General features: G+C 36.3%; 17 protein-coding genes. 10 read left to right on the forward strand and 7 right to left on the reverse strand.

Annotated elements, in window-relative coordinates; translation table 11 throughout:
• The first annotated feature begins 24 nt into the window (after positions 1-24).
• The 5 genes from mnmE (at position 25) to ACFILW_RS01590 (ending at position 5,694) form a co-directional block, all read left to right on the forward strand.
• Entirely contained in the window at positions 25-1,332 is a 1,308-nt protein-coding gene (gene mnmE, locus ACFILW_RS01570; RefSeq protein ID WP_375622057.1) for a tRNA uridine-5-carboxymethylaminomethyl(34) synthesis GTPase MnmE, read from the forward strand.
• A gap of 106 nt (positions 1,333-1,438) precedes the next feature.
• Positions 1,439-3,307, forward strand: coding sequence for a tRNA uridine-5-carboxymethylaminomethyl(34) synthesis enzyme MnmG (gene mnmG / locus ACFILW_RS01575; RefSeq protein ID WP_375684965.1), 1,869 nt, complete (start codon positions 1,439-1,441; stop codon positions 3,305-3,307).
• The gene (gene rsmG / locus ACFILW_RS01580) at positions 3,307-3,954 is read left to right on the forward strand and encodes a 16S rRNA (guanine(527)-N(7))-methyltransferase RsmG (RefSeq protein ID WP_375622059.1); all 648 of its coding nucleotides are present in this window, start codon (positions 3,307-3,309) and stop codon (positions 3,952-3,954) included. Before mnmG ends, rsmG begins: the two co-directional genes overlap by 1 nt.
• A gap of 6 nt (positions 3,955-3,960) precedes the next feature.
• Positions 3,961-4,758: a ParA family protein gene (locus ACFILW_RS01585; protein WP_375622060.1), complete on the forward strand. Its 798-nt coding sequence runs from the start codon at positions 3,961-3,963 to the stop codon at positions 4,756-4,758.
• A 39-nt stretch (positions 4,759-4,797) separates the two neighbouring features.
• Positions 4,798-5,694 carry a ParB/RepB/Spo0J family partition protein gene (locus ACFILW_RS01590; RefSeq protein WP_375622061.1) on the forward strand — a complete coding sequence of 299 codons (897 nt, stop codon included), beginning with the start codon at positions 4,798-4,800 and terminating at the stop codon, positions 5,692-5,694.
• A 23-nt stretch (positions 5,695-5,717) separates the two neighbouring features.
• Here the strand turns inward: ACFILW_RS01590 and ACFILW_RS01595 are convergent, their stop codons facing one another.
• The 7 genes from ACFILW_RS01595 to dapF form a co-directional block, all read right to left on the reverse strand.
• Positions 5,718-6,185, reverse strand: a complete 468-nt coding sequence (locus ACFILW_RS01595; RefSeq protein ID WP_375622062.1) for a hypothetical protein — start codon at positions 6,183-6,185, stop codon at positions 5,718-5,720.
• Positions 6,186-6,381: 196 nt separating this feature from the next.
• Positions 6,382-6,879 (reverse strand): hypothetical protein, encoded by a 498-nt coding sequence (locus ACFILW_RS01600; protein ID WP_375622063.1) that lies wholly within the window; start codon positions 6,877-6,879, stop codon positions 6,382-6,384.
• A 2-nt stretch (positions 6,880-6,881) separates the two neighbouring features.
• Positions 6,882-7,643 carry a hydroxyacylglutathione hydrolase gene (gene gloB, locus ACFILW_RS01605; protein ID WP_375622064.1) on the reverse strand — a complete coding sequence of 254 codons (762 nt, stop codon included), beginning with the start codon at positions 7,641-7,643 and terminating at the stop codon, positions 6,882-6,884.
• A 62-nt stretch (positions 7,644-7,705) separates the two neighbouring features.
• The gene (locus ACFILW_RS01610; protein ID WP_375622065.1) at positions 7,706-8,392 is read right to left on the reverse strand and encodes a septation protein A; all 687 of its coding nucleotides are present in this window, start codon (positions 8,390-8,392) and stop codon (positions 7,706-7,708) included.
• Positions 8,389-9,642 carry a signal recognition particle-docking protein FtsY gene (ftsY, locus tag ACFILW_RS01615; RefSeq protein WP_375645628.1) on the reverse strand — a complete coding sequence of 418 codons (1,254 nt, stop codon included), beginning with the start codon at positions 9,640-9,642 and terminating at the stop codon, positions 8,389-8,391. The genes ACFILW_RS01610 and ftsY overlap by 4 nt, the downstream gene beginning before the upstream one ends.
• A 14-nt stretch (positions 9,643-9,656) precedes the next feature.
• Positions 9,657-10,940, reverse strand: coding sequence for a tRNA (N(6)-L-threonylcarbamoyladenosine(37)-C(2))-methylthiotransferase MtaB (gene mtaB, locus ACFILW_RS01620; protein ID WP_375622067.1), 1,284 nt, complete (start codon positions 10,938-10,940; stop codon positions 9,657-9,659).
• Positions 10,940-11,791, reverse strand: coding sequence for a diaminopimelate epimerase (gene dapF, locus ACFILW_RS01625; protein ID WP_375645627.1), 852 nt, complete (start codon positions 11,789-11,791; stop codon positions 10,940-10,942). The genes mtaB and dapF overlap by 1 nt, the downstream gene beginning before the upstream one ends.
• 225 nt (positions 11,792-12,016) lie before the next feature.
• On the opposite strand from dapF, the gene ACFILW_RS01630 reads away from it, so the two are divergent.
• The 5 genes from ACFILW_RS01630 (at position 12,017) to sucD (ending at position 17,301) form a co-directional block, all read left to right on the forward strand.
• A complete protein-coding gene (locus ACFILW_RS01630; RefSeq protein WP_375622069.1) occupies positions 12,017-12,562 on the forward strand; it encodes an AprI/Inh family metalloprotease inhibitor in 546 nt (181 codons plus the stop codon).
• 97 nt (positions 12,563-12,659) lie between these two features.
• Positions 12,660-13,859 carry a cell division protein ZapE gene (gene zapE, locus ACFILW_RS01635; RefSeq protein WP_375622070.1) on the forward strand — a complete coding sequence of 400 codons (1,200 nt, stop codon included), beginning with the start codon at positions 12,660-12,662 and terminating at the stop codon, positions 13,857-13,859.
• Between the two features lie 288 nt (positions 13,860-14,147).
• On the forward strand, positions 14,148-15,110 hold the full coding sequence (mdh, locus tag ACFILW_RS01640) for a malate dehydrogenase (protein WP_375645626.1): 963 nt from the start codon (positions 14,148-14,150) through the stop codon (positions 15,108-15,110).
• Positions 15,111-15,198: 88 nt separating this feature from the next.
• A complete protein-coding gene (gene sucC, locus ACFILW_RS01645) occupies positions 15,199-16,395 on the forward strand; it encodes an ADP-forming succinate--CoA ligase subunit beta (protein WP_375622072.1) in 1,197 nt (398 codons plus the stop codon).
• A gap of 3 nt (positions 16,396-16,398) precedes the next feature.
• Positions 16,399-17,301, forward strand: a complete 903-nt coding sequence (sucD, locus tag ACFILW_RS01650) for a succinate--CoA ligase subunit alpha (RefSeq protein WP_375622073.1) — start codon at positions 16,399-16,401, stop codon at positions 17,299-17,301.
• Positions 17,302-17,329: the final 28 nt, after the last annotated feature.

The following is a 17,329-nucleotide window of genomic DNA, read 5'->3' on the forward strand; positions in this document are numbered from 1 at the left end:
AAAGTTTTTATTAGGATAAAACCTGTGGATACAATCTTTGCTGTTTCGAGTGGATTGTTACCTTCAGGGGTTGCAGTCATTCGGCTTTCTGGTCCTCATGTTGTGGATATAGTTAAAACGCTTTGTGGTTGTTTACCTAAAGCACGCTTTATGCATTATGGAAACCTTACTGCTCGTGATGGTAGTTTTTTAGATTCTGCTTTAACTGTTTTCTTTCCTGCTCCTCATAGTTTTACGGGAGAAGATTGTGCAGAATTCCATTTGCATGGAGGAAAAGCTGTTGTTAATCGTTTTTTCGATGAATTGTCGACATTTTCTGGATGCCGTATTGCAGAGGCAGGAGAATTTTCACGCCGTGCTTTTATGGAGGGAAAATTAGATCTTGTTCAGGCAGAAGGTCTTGCTGATTTAATAGAAGCGGAAACGGAAAGCCAGCGTCGTTTAGCTGTTATGGGTACAAGTGGACATTTAACGACGCTTTATCGTGATTGGCGCCATAAACTTATGAAGGTTCGTGCTTTTATTGAAGCAGAACTTGATTTTGTGGATGAAGCAGATGTTCCAAACGCAATATCTGATAAAGTTTGGAAAGATGTTAAAGATCTTTGTACTTCTCTTCGAGAACATATTATTGAAGGAGAGCGTGCGAGTATTTTACGTGATGGATTAAAAATTGTTATTGCTGGTGCTCCTAATTCTGGAAAATCAAGCATTATGAATCGTCTTTCAGGAAGATCTGTTGCTATTGTAACAGAAGAAGCAGGAACAACCCGTGATGCTTTAGAAATGAGACTTATTCTTGGTGGTTTACCTGTTTTTTTAACCGATACTGCTGGTTTTAGAAAAACAGAAAATAAAATAGAACAGATGGGAATAGAAGTTGCTAAGCAGCATGTTAGGGAAGCTGATTTGGTTATTTTGGTTTATGATATAGGAAATCCTGAGAAAGTTGATTTACCAGAAACATCGGCTGAAATATGGTGTGTTGGCAATAAACTTGATCTTTATGAAAAAAATGATCAACGTTGGTCTATACAATTTTCTGCATTAACTGGTTTAAATTTTGATTGTTTTATCAAAGAACTTGAATCATTTTGCCATCATCGTGCTTCTGAAGTTGGAAATCTTGTTCCAGCACGTAAAAGGCAACTTCAACTACTAAAGGAAGCTGTTAAAGAGATTGAACATTCTCTCAATTATCATTCTCTTGATCTCAGTTTACGTGCAGAACATCTCCGACGTGCAAGTGATTTTCTTGGAAAAATTACGGGAGATATTGATGTTGAAGATTTGCTTGATATTATTTTTTCAGAATTTTGTGTTGGTAAATAATGATTCACGTGAAACATTGATTATTTCATAGACAGATTATAAAGATTATGTAATTTATATATTGTTTCACGTGAAACCTTAGAATATTTTCTACGGAATGAATTAAATGCAATCATATGATGTTGTTATTGTTGGTGGTGGTCATGCTGGCTGTGAAGCGGCTTCAGCTTCAGCACGTGTAGGAGCCAAAACAGTGCTTGTTACACATAAAATATCCGCATTGGGAACAATGTCATGTAATCCTGCTATTGGTGGTCTTGGAAAAGGGCATCTGGTTCGTGAAATAGATGCGTTGGATGGTCTCATGGGAAGGGCAGCAGATGCTGCTGGAATTCAGTTTAGACTCCTTAATAGACGTAAAGGACCGGCAGTAAGAGGACCACGGACACAGGCAGATAGACAACTCTATAAGGAAGCAATTCAAAAACTCTTAAAAGAACAAGAAAGTCTTACTCTTATTGAAGATGAAGTACTTGATTTGATTGTTAAAGATAATTGTGTATCTGGTGTTATTTTAAAAAAACAAGGAACAATTTTTTCTGGTGCTGTTGTTTTAACAACAGGTACGTTTTTAAATGGCTTTATTCATATTGGTAATAAAACATGGGCCGCTGGTCGTATGGGAGATCAGTCAAGTGTAAAACTTGCTGAACATTTGAAAAAATATCATATAAAACTTGGACGATTAAAAACAGGAACCCCTGCTCGTTTGAGTAAAAAAACAATTGCTTGGGAAGCTCTCCAAAAACAACAAGCAGATGAAAATCCCATACCCTTTTCTCTTTTAACAGAGAAAATTGAACAACCACAAATTGAATGTGCAATAACACGTACAAATGAGAAAACACATCAAATTATTCGCGATAATATTTATCGTTCTGCTTTATATTCTGGAAATATTGAAGGATTAGGACCACGTTATTGTCCTTCTGTTGAAGATAAAATTGTTAAATTTGGGGAACGTGATGGACATCAGATTTTTTTAGAACCAGAAGGATTAAATGATGATACCGTTTATCCGAATGGTCTTTCTACTTCTCTTCCTGAAGATGTGCAAATTTCTCTATTGAAAACCATTGAAGGATTAGAAAATGCTAAAGTTTTGCAACCTGGTTATGCTATTGAATATGATTTTGTTAATCCACAACAATTAACAAGAAGCTTAGAATTACGTTCTTTATCGGGTTTGTTTTTAGCGGGACAAATAAATGGCACAACAGGATATGAAGAAGCAGCTGCACAAGGTCTTTTGGCTGGATTGAATGCTGCGCGTAAAGTAGGTAAATTAGATGAAATACTTATAAGTCGTTCTACGGCTTATATTGGTGTTATGGTTGATGATTTGGTTTCACGTGGTGTTTGTGAACCTTATAGAATGTTTACATCACGTGCTGAATTTCGTTTATCTTTACGATCTGATAATGCTGATACGCGTTTAACACCTTTGGCACAAGAATGGGGTATTGTGAGTAAAGTACGTTGGGATTGTTATCGGGAAAAACAACAGCGACTTGATCAAGCACGATCAATGTGTCAAAATCTCTTTTTAACACCTAATGAAGCTTCTGCTCGTGGATTACATGTTAATCATGATGGGATTCGTCGTTCAGCTTATGATTTTCTTGCTTATCCTCATATGACTTTAGAGCGTCTTGCAGATTTTTGGCCACAATTACAAACAATTGATTCTAAAACAGCAGAATCTTTAGAAATTGAAGCGCAATATGCGGTTTATTTAGATAAACAAGCACAAGATATTGCCTCTCTTCAGAGAGATGAACGTTTAGAAATTCCTTCTTCTCTTGATATTCAGGCAATTTCAGGTCTTTCAAATGAACTTAAATCAAAAATTCAAGAAATATCGCCGCGTTCAATTGCTGATGCACAAAAAATTGATGGTATGACACCCGCTGCTTTATCACTTATTATTACATATATTCAACGTCAACGACGTGAAAAGGCTAAAACAGCTTAATGGATTTTTCTACAGAACAAAAATATCAACAACTATTAAATATTATTCCTTCTGTTTCACGTGAAACGATGGAAAATTTGATTCAGTTTGAGTCTTTAATCATTCAATGGAATGCGCATATTAATTTAATATCTGCTGCGACAATACCAGATCTATGGACACGACATATTTTAGATTCAGCACAAATTTTTCCTTTGTATGCTCATTCTTTACATTGGTGTGATTTAGGATCAGGAGGAGGTTTTCCTGCAATTGTGATTGCTATTTTTCTGAAAGAAAAAAAAGCAGGGCATATTCATCTTGTTGAGAGTAATGGAAAAAAAGTTGCTTTTTTGCGAACAGTTATTGCTCAACTTAATCTTCCAGCAACAGTTTATCACGCTAGGATTGAAGATATATATCAAAAAATTCCTATATCTGATATTATAACGGCACGAGGATTAGCGCCACTCAATGTTCTTTTACAACTTATTTTTCCTTTATCAACAGAAAAAACCGTAGCTCTTTTGCAAAAAGGTCGGGATTACGCTACAGAAATAAAAAATGCCTCTGCCAATTGGCACTTTGATCTGTTAAAACATAAAAGTAAAGTTGATGAAAATTCTGTTATTTTGGAAATTTCTCATATTCGATCATATAGAGGGTAGAGCAAAATGAGCGAAACACGAATTATCGCTATTGCAAACCAAAAGGGTGGAGTCGGAAAAACAACCACAGCTATTAATCTTGCTACAGCTTTAGCGGCTATTGGTGAAAATGTCCTTATTATGGATGTTGATCCACAAGGTAATGCTAGTACAGGTTTAGGGATTGATCGTAATAACCGTCCTTTATCTTCTTATGATGTTTTGGTTTCAGGTGTTTCAATTACACAAGCCGCTTTAAAAACAGCCGTACCCAATCTTTATATAGTTCCCTCTACACTTGATCTCTTAGGTGTGGAAATGGAAATTTCTTCATCAAAAGATCGCATACAACGCTTACGTAAAGCTCTCTATGATGATCCGGAAATGGAAAAAAAATTCAATTATATTTTAATTGATTGTCCACCATCGCTTAATCTTCTTACTCTTAATGCTATGGGAGCTGCAGATTCTGTTTTAGTGCCTATGCAATGTGAATTTTTAGCGCTTGAAGGTTTAAGTCAATTACTTGAAACAGTAAAACAAGTGCGATCCGTACTTAATCCCTCTTTAGAAATTCAAGGTATCGTTCTAACAATGTATGATGGACGTAATAATCTTTCAAATCAAGTTGTTGAAGATGTACGCTCTTTTATGGGAGATAAAGTTTATCGTACTGTTATTCCACGAAATGTAAGAGTATCAGAAGCGCCTTCTTTTGGTAAACCTGTATTGCTTTACGATCTCAAATGTGCTGGTAGCCAAGCTTATTTACGTCTAGCATCTGAAATGATTCAACGTGAAAAACAAGCACGCGCTGCTGCTTAGAAATATAAAAAATAATCTAAAAATTCAAAGAGCAAAATTATGAATGATGATCTATCAAAAAAAAGACTAGGCCGTGGATTAGCAGCATTGATTGGAGATATCAATTTAAACAACAATTTTGCACGTTCACCAAGTTTTGATAAATTAACCGAATCCGGTAGCATTTCTGAACAGTTTATCCCTCTTGAATCTATTTCATGTAATCCTCATAATCCACGGCGTCATTTTACTGAAACAGAACTTGATAATTTGGCACAATCAATTCGTCAGCACGGTGTGGTTCAACCTGTTATTGTCAGACCTTTAAGAGATTATCCTCATCGGTTTGAATTGATCGCTGGTGAACGGCGTTGGCGTGCTGCACAACGTGCAAATTTAAGTCAATTACCTGTTATTGTTCGTGATGTAGATGATAAAACTGCTTTGGAATTGGCTATTATTGAAAATGTTCAGCGTGCAGATCTTAATCCTATCGAAGAAGCAAAGGGATATGAGATGCTTATAAATGAACACGGTTATACGCAAGTAGATTTAGCACAAGTTATAGGAAAAAGTCGTAGTCATGTTGCAAATACACTTCGTTTGTTAAAACTTCCAGAAAAGGTACAACAATTCTTAACTGATGGGCAACTTTCCGCAGGTCATGCACGTTGTCTTATAACCGTTGATAATCCACAAGATTTAGCTGAGAAAATTATTCGTGAAGGGCTTTCTGTACGTCAAACAGAAATACTTGCATATGAGCAAGCTAATCCTAAAACTAAAAAACGTACCAATATGGAGAAAGATGCTGAAACAAAATCTTTAGAAAAATTACTTGCAGATGTGATTGGAATGAAAGTTATTATTAGACATGGTAAAAAAGGTGGCGATTTAAAAATACATTACTCTTCATTAGAACAATTAGATGAAATTTGTCGACGTTTACAAAGTTAATCAATTGTTCTAAAAAGATTTTTTTAACAGTTATCTTTTAAAATTTTTATTATTCTATACATATGCTCTTTAGCAAATTCTATATTACTTGAAGGTAAAAAGTTTTTTTCATAAGTAGGATTTTCTTTATCAGTAAGTATATATAATGTCGCTTGAAGTGCGAAGTGAGCCACAACAAATTCTTTCGGTGTTATATTATTTTCTGTTAAAATATTTACAAGTTTTGGTTTACTAGAAATATAGGCAGTGTATTTTTCAATATTATCATTATAAGTGTTGAGATCACTTTTTGTATTTGTTTGTTCTGGTTCTGAAGATAAATTTTTACATTCTGCTTTGATTTTTTCCAGCTTTAAAAGAAGATCTTCTGTTAAGGGATAATTTGCAATGAAAGGCGGTATAAAAGAAAGATCATCTATTTCTTGTTTTTTTTCTTGAGCGTATGATACAAAAGGAAAAATGCAGAAAAAGCACAATAGAATTTTAAACATGACTAAAAATTATCCTTTCTTTTTTGGATTTCAATAAATATTTTCTCGTCTATTATTCCTTATTGTTAGAAAAACATTTGTAAATATAATCGAAATAGAAACAATTATTAGGAATGATAAAAACACGGTGATTTTTTAATGCACGGACTTTTTTATTAGATTAATGGGATGATATTTTCTAACGTCTCATAACTGATTAGTTTCTCAAAATGAGTTCTTCACAGCTCTCTAAAAGAATTGTCGCTTTGTAAAAATGTTTTTTAACAAATTCAAGATTGTTTAGAAATATAGTATTTTTCTCAGTAGAATATTCCTTTTCAGGTACAAATATAAGAAGCGTTGATATTTCTTTAAGTGCTAAGGTTCCAGCAGCAAAATCTTTCGGTGTGATATTATTTTCTTTTAAAATATTCACAAGTTTTGGTTTACTAGAAATATAGGTAGTGTAGTTTTCAATACTAGAGTGGATACTAGAATCATAAGTGATAAGATGATTTTTTGTTTCTGGGAGTAAATTTTTGCATTCTTTTTCAATTTTTTCCAGCTTTAAAAGAAAATCTTCTGTTAAGGGATAATTTGCAATGAGAGATGGTATAAGAGAAGAATTATCTGTTTCATTTTCCTCTGCCTTTGTTTGTTGAATATGTATCACGAAAAGAAAAAGGAGGAACAAACGTAATACGAACTTAAGCATGGTTAAAAATTATCCTTTCTTCTTCGAACTTCAGCAAAAACTTCTTCATCTGTTTCTTCTTCCATTCCAAGGTTTCTTCGCAACACACTATCATCCCAGCGGAGAAAGGGATTGGTGGATTTTTCTTGCCCTAAAGTAACAGGTAAAGTCATAGCGTTTTTTGCACGTAGCAAAAAAACTTCCTCTATTCTTTGGTGGAGTTTTTTATTATGTGGGTCAATTGTTAGTGCGAAAAGAGCATTATTTTTTGTATATTCATGTCCACAATAGAGAAGTGTTTTATCAGGAAGTTTACGAAGTTTTTTTAAAGAATTCAGCATTTGTGCTGGTGTTCCTTCGAAAAGACGTCCACAGCCCAATGAAAAAAGTGTATCTCCAGCAAAGAGTAAACTCTTTTCAGGAAAATAGTAAGATAATGCGCCTAAAGTATGACCAGGTGTTGAAAGAGCTAAAAGCAGGTGTGTGCCAAAGAAAAAACTTTCATCAGGCTGAAGTGTTTGATCAAGATGATTGATTTTTTCTTTTTCTGCTTCTGGCCCGATAACCGTAGCGTTGTAAACTTGTTTTAATTCTGATAGGGCTTCTACATGGTCGTGATGATGATGGGTTACAAAAATAGTGTTAAGTGTCCAATTGTGGCGCTTTAAAGCATTGTGAATCGCTTTACTTTCAGGAGCATCTATTGCAGCTGTCATACCACTTTTTTCATCATGAACGAGTACACCGAAATTATCTTTTCGACAGATAAACTGTTCAATCAACATATTTTTTCTCCTGAACAGTGTTTAGCGATGAATCTATAAAATAATCGGTAGTGGTGAATTTTTTAAGAATCAGATTTGTCCTCTTCTGTAAAAAGTCCTTCTGAATGTTTTATAATGATAGGCATTTGGGTAAGCATGAAAAGGACTGTTATAGGCATGACACCAAATACTTTGAAATTAGTCCAGAAATTATCGCTAAAATTGCGCCAAATGATTTCATTCAAAATAGCAAGAAAAACGAAAAAAAACGCCCAACGATAGGTCAGTTTTTGCCAACCTAAATCATCAAGTTTTAAGGTAGAATCAAAAGCATAACGTAAAAGTGGTTTTTTAAAAAACATCCCACCAAAAAGTATAAAAGCAAATAAGATATTAATGATTGTTGGTTTCATTTTTATGAAAGTTTCATTATGAAGCCAGAGAGTTAAAAAGCCAAAAACTAAAACAAATATTCCCGAAATAAGAGGCATAATAGGAATTTGTCTTACAAGTATCCATGATAAGCTTAGAGAAATAATAATCGCTCCCATGAAAATAGCTGTTGCAGGGAAAATAGGTTTGTTAAAATTTTGAAAAAATCCAATGTTTTTTATTAACCACTCTCCTTTGTAATTGGCAAAAAAGAAGGCAACTAATGGACCCATTTCCAAGAAAAACTTAAATTTGGGTGAGAGAGAAACTTTCTTATTATTATTCATATTTTTTTCAGAATTATTGTGTGAATTAGGATTAGACAAAGGCTGTTTCATGCGTGTTTTCCTGCGATAGTTTCGGCAAAGTCAGAAGCAGAAAAGGGTTGAAGATCTTCAATATCTTCTCCTATGCCGATAAAATAAACGGGTAATTTATATTTTGCTGCGATAGCGACAAGAATTCCTCCTCGTGCAGTCCCATCTAGCTTTGTCATGACTAAACCATTAACACCAGCAATATCGCGGAAAATATCCACTTGGTTGAGTGCATTTTGTCCGGTTGTTGCATCAAGCGTTTGAAGGATTGTATGGGGTGCTTGGGGGGTGTGTTTTTTTAAAACACGAATAATTTTTGCCAACTCATCCATTAATTCAGATTTATTTTGTAAACGTCCTGCTGTATCAATAATTAATATATCACTGTTTGCTTTTTTTGCTTTCTCAAAAGCATCAAAAGCTAAACTTGCGGCATCTGCACCCAATTTTGTCGAAATGACAGGAGAACCGGTGCGCTCACCCCAAATATGCAGTTGCTCAATAGCAGCGGCTCGGAAAGTATCACCAGCTGCAAGCATAACTTTTAATCCCCCTGCTGTTAATTTGGCTGCAAGTTTTCCAATAGTTGTCGTTTTTCCAGTGCCATTTACACCTACCAGCAAAATAACATGAGGCTTATGGCTAAGATCAAGTTCTAATGGTATTGCAACAGGTTCTAGAACTTTTTTTATCTCATCAGCTACAATAGTATGAATGTCATTTGGAGAGAGGTCTTTTCCATAACGGCTGGAAGATAAAGTATTTGTGATGCGTGTTGCCGTCTCTACACCTATGTCAGCTTGGATAAGAATATCTTCGAGCTCTTGCAATGTATCTTCATCAAGTTTTCTTTTAACAAAGAGATCGCCAATTGATCCGCTTAAGCGTTGTGAAGAAAGGGATAGACCTTTTTTTAGGCGCCCAAACCACGCTACCTTTTTTTGTTCAACAGAAGGTTCAGATAAAATTTCTTCATTCTTTTTTTCACGGATGTTGTCTGTGACAATAATTTTACCAGAAAGGGGAATTTTATCAGAATGGGCTTCTAAAGATGAGGATTTTTCATCATATTTTGTAAGTATTGACTCTGGATTTTTTGTTTGTTCTTCTTTTTCTGTGTCTATAGAAACTTGGTTATTTTTTGTCTTTTCATTTTTGTCTTTATTTTCTTCTATTATATCGCTTTTATCAGGAATAGAAATCTGTTGTTCAATTTCTTGCTCTTGAGATTTGTTAAAAGAGAATATTTTTTTTATAAAAGATTTCGTCATAAGAATTTTCCTGCTCAAGCAGCGTTTAACTTTGGAGGGACAGCAATCAATTTATCGCCATCATGATCAACTATAAGGGCTTGAACAATTGTTCCTGCTTTTGCACCTTTAACTTGTACAAGAGTATAATCTTCTGTTCGTCCGATTTCATCTTTTTCAACGAGAATTGTTTGTAGACTGTTTTGTAAATGAGCAAGATGCTTTTGGTAAGCCATTTCACCTGCTTTACGCAATTTTTCAGCACGCATCTTAACTATTTTACGGTTGATTTGTGGCATACGTGCGGCAGGTGTTCCTTCTCTTGGACTAAAGGGGAAGACATGGAGATGGGTTAAATTACAATCTTTGATTAAAACAAGACTGTTTTGAAACATTTCTTCTGTTTCTGTAGGAAAACCAGCAATTAAGTCAGCACCATAAACCATTGTAGGACGTTTGGCACGCAATTCTTGGCAAAATTGAATGGCATGTTCGCGCAGATGACGCCGTTTCATCCGTTTTAAAATCATATTATCACCTGCTTGCAAAGATAAATGCAAATGGGGCATGATTCTTTTTTCATAAGCTAAAAGATTGATGAGTTCTTCGTCTGCTTCAATAGAGTCAATAGATGAGAGGCGTAAACGTGTTAAGTCAGGGACATGATGCAAAATTGCTGAAGTTAATTTTCCTAGAGTAGCTTTTCCAGGAAGATCGTGGCCATAACTTGTAAGGTCAACACCTGTAAGGACCACCTCTTGGATACCCCCACCTATAAGCTTTTTAATTTGTTCTATGACAGCACCCATGGGAACTGAACGAGATGGTCCTCGTCCATAAGGAATAATGCAAAATGTACAGCGATGATCACATCCGTTTTGTACTTGTACAAAAGCGCGGGTGCGCTCTTGCATTGCATTGACCATATGTGGAGCAATTTTTTGTACTTCCATAATGTCATTGATACGCACCTTTTCAGAATGATTAATACCAAAATCAGGAAGTTGACGATAAGAATGGGCGTGAAGTTTATCTTCGTTTCCTAAAACGAGATCCACTTCTGTCATTGAGGCAAAATTTTGTGCTTCTGTTTGGGCTGCACACCCTGTTACAATGATACGTGCACGGGGATTTTCACGTCGTGCTTTGCGGATAGCTTGTTTTGCTTGTCGTACAGCTTCGGCAGTGACAGCGCAGGTATTAAAAATAATCGCACCATCTTTGAGCTGCTCTAACCCTGAAGAAGTACTTTCTTTGCGAATGATTTCCGATTCGTAGCTATTGAGTCGACAACCAAAAGTTACAATTTCTATTGCCATCAGGAGTGATCCTTTTTGTAGTCCCCTGTTAAAGGGCTTAAAAAACCACTAAATTGATATTTTATTGGTCCTGTCATAATAATGTGATCGTCTTCTCGGTAAAAAATATTAAGTGTTCCCCTTGGTAAGTTTACATCGATATGGCGCTCTGTAAGACCACGTCGATAAGCAGCTACTGCACTTGCACAAGCAGCGCTCCCACATGCTTGTGTTAATCCAGCTCCTCTCTCCCATGTGCGTAAATTTAGACTTTTCTTTGACGTTATGCAAGCAATGGAAATATTGCACCGTTCAGGAAACAGGGGATCATGTTCAAGTTTGGGCCCATATTTTTCTAATGGAATATGTTCAATATCATTTTCAACAAAAAAGATAGCATGGAGATTGCCAATGGATATGAGACAAGCATCTTTTAGGGGACCAGCCGTAATTTCTACGTGATTGGTATCAACTATTTCACGTGAAACAGGCATCTCTTTTGCATTGAAGTTTGGGCATCCCATATCAACAGAAATGAGATTATCGGTTTGGTATTTCCCTTTAATAATTCCAGCGGGAGTTTCTAAATGAAATTTTTCACCAAAATTGTGATCTTTAAGCCATGCAATGACACAGCGGGTACCATTGCCACAAGCTTTAGCTATTGACCCGTCGGCATTCCATATTTCTATGCGGAAGTCGGCTTTTTTTTGGGTTGGTGTGTGGATAGCCATGATTTGATCAAAATGCATTTCAGGATCTGCTGATAAAGCAAGGATTGCTTGTGGTGTAAGAGCATGAGTGCTTTCACGCATATCAACAACAATAATTTGATTTCCAAGACCGTCCATTTTGCTAAATGGCGTTTTCATGAAACTTCTCTATTTCTAATGATTACTTATAAAAAAATATATGACTGAAAATATTATAAATTTCTAGTGTTTAATCAATATAAAAATGGGTACATAAATTATTTCGTTTAAAATAAGTAATTTTAACCTGTTTTTTTTAATTTGTTAATTTATCTTTGTAACCATAACAAATATTCACTTATTTTTTTTGTGAACTTATTTATTGTCATAGGAGAGAGTATAGATATGGCGTTTTCAAAAATTTCGTTTTTCGTTGCACTATCAACTGTAATGTTTTTAGGGGGATGTTCAACAACACGGTTTGACGGTAATGACGATGGTAACGCATTAGAAGTTTTTTATCCATCTCAACAAATGACAATATTGGAAGCGTCTGATCTCTCGTCTACTTCTTCGCCTATATCTGAAGATGCAAACGCTTCGATGTATGAAAAAGGAGATTCACAGAGCGATGGACGAATAGCTAGTCTCGAATTGCCAAGCAATGCCACTGATTTATTTCCTGCAAGTATTGCTGGGGTATGGAATCTTTCTATGGAAGGAAAAGTTTGCCGGATTGCAACGCCACAAACAAAGTTTGGACAAGGATACCGTGCTGGTCCTTTACACTGTCCAGGAATTGCTTCCCAAGTGAGGTCGTGGGCTGTTAAAGGAAAAAGATTATATTTTTATAATAAATCTGGACGTGTTATCCTTGCTCTTTATTCTTCAAAAGTTGATCATTTTGAGGGACGTACACTTGATGATCATCCCGTTATTTTAAGTCGTTAATCATTTTTGATCGTTTATGACAAAATAAACTAGACGGACAGATTCGTGAAAAGTATTTGTATTTTTCATTGAGATCGGTTTGAAAAAGGTTTTTTGGATGATTCTCGTTTCAACACGTTATAAGGAGCTTGTCGATAAAGGAGAGGTTTGTTTCGATACCGCTCAATTAGCTATAACAGAAAATTTTGATCATTTATTAAAAAAAATTGCGGAACAAAATATCTCTCGTCCTTGGCCTTCTATATTTTGTTCTTTCTTTAATAGAATATTTAAAAGGAAAAAACGAAATATTTCTTGTGTTGTAAAACAAGGAGATGAAACAGGTTTTTTTCAGGGATTGTATATTTATGGTGAAGTAGGACGGGGCAAAACCATGCTGATGGATTTGTTCTTTTCTTGTTTGCCGAAAGGTCATAAAAAGCGTGCCCATTTTAATGATTTTATGGCTGATGTGCATGAGCGTATTAATTTTTATCGTCAATCATCTGGGTGTGCAAAATTTAAACAGGATAATCCTATTTTAGCTGTTGCTGAAGATCTAGCACGAGAAGCAAAGGTACTTTGTTTTGATGAGTTTAGTGTAACAGATATTGCTGATGCTATGGTGTTGGGGCGGCTTATTTCTGCATTGTTTGACAAAGGAATTTTCTTTATTGCCACCTCAAACGTGGCGCCGGATAACCTTTATTGTAACGGTTTAAATCGTGAACTCTTTTTACCTTTTATTCAGGTTTTAAAAGCATATGTTCGCGTTGTTAATCTTGATGCAAAAACAGATTATCGCCTTGAAAAATCAAATCTACAACAGGTGTATGTGTCGCCGTTGGGGGTTAAAGCAAATGAATATATGGATCAAGCATGGTCACTTGTATTACAAGGACATAAGGAGAGATCTGATGAGCTTTCTATAAAAGGGCGCTTTATTCCTATTCCGCGCTTTGGTGCAGGATGTGCACGTTTTGATTATGGGGATTTATGTGCAAAGCCTTTGGCCGCAGCTGAATATTTGTTATTAGGGGAGCGTTATCATACGATTTTTATTGATAATGTACCGGTCATGGATGATACATGTCGCAATGAAACAAAACGGTTTATTTTGCTTATTGATATTCTTTATGAGCGCCACATACGGTTGTTTATGTCGGCGGCGGCAGGGATAGGAGATTTGTATAAAGGGCATGCGCAGATTACGGAAACATTTGAATTTCAAAGAACACAATCACGTCTTTTCGAAATGCAAAGCTACGATTATTTAAAACTTTGGGAAGAACATTTTCTTTTGAAGAAGAAGCATTGATTATACTTTTACCTTTACGTAAACTGTAAAAACAATAACTTTTTGAAATTAAAGAAATATAATAATTCTGTTGTATTTTTTTTAAATTCACTTTATCGATACATCGTGATAATTTTCTAATAGTTGTTTCAGCGGAGGGTTGTTGTTTCTGTAAGGAGATAAATTTGTAAATTTCATTTCTTTACTCCTTTTTATGATATTGTTTGAATATGGTTGAAGTCAAAAATATTCAGTATACGGACGCTGATGGGTGTGCGCTGAATTATCTAAAAGTTAGGAAAAAATAAAATGGCACGAAAAAAAATAGCTCTCATTGGTTCAGGTATGATTGGTGGTACTTTAGCACATATTATTGGGCTTAAAGAGCTTGCTGATGTTATCTTATTTGATATTGCAGAAGGTGTACCTCAAGGTAAAGCTCTAGATATCGCCGAATCCTCACCTGTTGACGGTTTTGATATTAGTCTAAAAGGTGCTAATGCTTATGAAGCAATTGAAGGTGCTGATGTTGTTATTGTAACAGCAGGCGTTGCGCGAAAACCTGGTATGAGCCGTGATGAACTTTTGGGCATTAATTTAAAGGTTATGGAACAAGTTGGAGCTGGAATTAAAAAATACGCTTCTTCGGCGTTTGTTATTTGTATTACCAATCCCCTTGATGCGATGGTGTGGGCATTGCAGAAATTTTCAGGTCTTCCTACACATAAAGTGGTTGGTATGGCTGGTGTTCTTGATTCAGCGCGTTTTCGTCATTTCTTATCTGAGGAATTTAAGGTCTCTATTAAAGATGTGACAGCGTTTGTTTTAGGGGGTCACGGTGATACAATGGTTCCTCTCGTGCGTTATTCAACGGTTGGTGGTATTTCTTTGCCGGATCTTGTAAAGATGGGCTGGACAACATGGGAAAGAATTGATCAAATTATCCAGCGTACCCGTGATGGCGGTGCAGAAATTATTGGTTTGTTAAAAACAGGTTCTGCTTATTATGCACCAGCAGCTTCTGCTGTTTCTATGGCTGAGGCTTATCTAAAGGACACTAAGCGTGTTGTGCCTGTTGCAGCTTATCTTTCAGGGGAATATGGGGTTAATGATACCTACGTTGGTGTTCCTGTTGTACTTGGTGCAGGTGGTGTTGAAAGGGTCATTGAAATTGATCTTGATAAAGAAGAAAGAGGTGCTTTTGATCATTCAGTAAATGCGGTTAAAAAGCTTTGTGAAGCTTGTATTGCTCTTGTGCCTAGTCTCAAGTAAATTGAACAAGATTTAATTCATTAAATAAGTATTTAGAATATTAAAACTTTAGGATTAATAATGATCCATAAAAGAAAAGGACAAATGCATGAATATCCATGAGTATCAGGCCAAACGTCTGCTTCATGAATATGGAGCACCAATTGCAAATGGTGTCGCTGTTTATTCTGTAGAGCAAGCTGAAACATGGGCGGAAAAATTGCCCGGACCTCTCTATGTGGTTAAAAGTCAGATACACGCTGGTGGTCGTGGTAAGGGTAAGTTTAAAGAACTTGGTCCTGATGCAAAGGGTGGTGTTCGGCTTGCACAATCTGTTGAAGAAGTTGTTGCAAATGTTCAAGAAATGCTTGGAAAGACTTTGGTAACTAAACAAACTGGTCCAGAAGGTAAGCAGGTCAACCGCCTTTATATTGAAGACGGTGCCGATATTGAACGGGAGCTTTATCTTTCACTTTTGGTTGATCGTAGCGTTGGTCGAATTGCTTTTGTTGTTTCAACAGAAGGTGGAATGGATATTGAAACGGTTGCTGAAGAAACACCAGAAAAAATATTCACACTTCCCATTGATGCTGTAGAGGGTGTTACTTCTGCTGATTGTGCAAGACTTTGTGATGCGTTAAAACTACAAAGTAGTGCGCGAGAAGATGGTGAAAAGCTTTTTCCAATTCTCTATAAGGCATTTTGTGAAAAAGATATGAGCCTTTTAGAAATCAATCCGCTTATTGTGATGAAAGATGGTCACTTGCGTGTTCTTGATGCGAAAGTGTCTTTTGACAATAATGCTTTGTTTCGTCATCCAGATATTTTAGAATTGCGCGATCTTTCAGAAGAAGATCCAAAGGAAATAGAAGCATCAAAGCATGATCTTGCTTATGTTGCTCTTGAGGGTACGATTGGTTGCATGGTTAATGGTGCTGGGCTTGCTATGGCAACAATGGATATCATTAAGCTTTATGGAGCTGAGCCGGCAAATTTTTTGGATGTTGGTGGTGGGGCATCAAAAGAAAAGGTGACAGCAGCTTTTAAGATTATTACGGCCGATCCAAATGTTAAGGGCATTTTGGTTAACATTTTTGGTGGTATTATGCGTTGTGATGTTATTGCTGAAGGTGTGGTTGCTGCTGTTCGTGAGGTTGGTTTAAAAGTTCCCTTGGTTGTTCGTCTTGAAGGCACTAATGTTGATAAGGGTAAAGAAATTATCAATGAGAGTGGTTTGAATGTTATTCCTGCTGATGATTTAGATGATGCTGCCCAAAAAATTGTTGCAGCTGTGAAGGGAGCTTAAGCTATGTCAATTCTTGTGAATAAAAAGACAAAAGTTCTCGTTCAAGGGCTTACAGGAAAAACAGGAACATTTCATACAGAACAGGCGCTTGCTTATCATGGTACACAAATGGTTGGTGGCGTTAATCCTAAAAAGGGTGGAGAAACATGGGAAGGTTCAAAGGGCGAAACTCTTCCTATCTTTGCTAATGTTGCAGAAGCAAAAGAAAAAACAGGCGCGGATGCTTCCGTTATTTATGTTCCTCCTGCAGGGGCTGCGGCAGCTATTATAGAGGCTATTGAAGCTGAAGTTCGTTTAATTATCTGTATTACGGAAGGTATTCCCGTTATGGATATGGTTAAAGTGAAGGCGCGATTAGAAAACTCAAAGTCTCGTCTTATTGGTCCTAATTGCCCCGGTATTCTCACACCCAATGAATGTAAAATTGGTATTATGCCTGGTTCTATTTTTAGAAAAGGTTCTGTTGGAGTTGTCTCGAGGTCGGGAACTTTAACTTATGAAGCCGTTTTTCAAACGAGTCAGGAAGGTCTCGGACAAACAACTGCGATAGGGATTGGTGGTGATCCTGTTAAGGGTACTGAATTTATTGATGTGTTGGAAATGTTTTTAGCAGATGATGAAACCCAGTCTATTGTTATGATTGGTGAGATTGGTGGTTCTGCTGAAGAAGAAGCAGCACAGTTTTTGCAAGATGAAGCAAGAAAAGGTCGTAAAAAGCCAGTTGTTGGCTTTATTGCTGGCCGTACGGCTCCTCCAGGACGTACAATGGGACATGCTGGCGCTGTTATTTCTGGTGGTAAAGGTGGGGCAGAAGATAAAATTGCGGCAATGGAATCCGCCGGAATTCGGGTTTCTCCTTCACCATCACAGATAGGTAAGACTTTGATGTCAGTTTTAAAAGGCTAAAAGAAAATTTCACCTGAATAAGAATATG

It is taken from the genome of Bartonella sp. TT110JLCBS (genome assembly GCF_042193405.1).
Lineage (GTDB): Bacteria > Pseudomonadota > Alphaproteobacteria > Rhizobiales > Rhizobiaceae > Bartonella.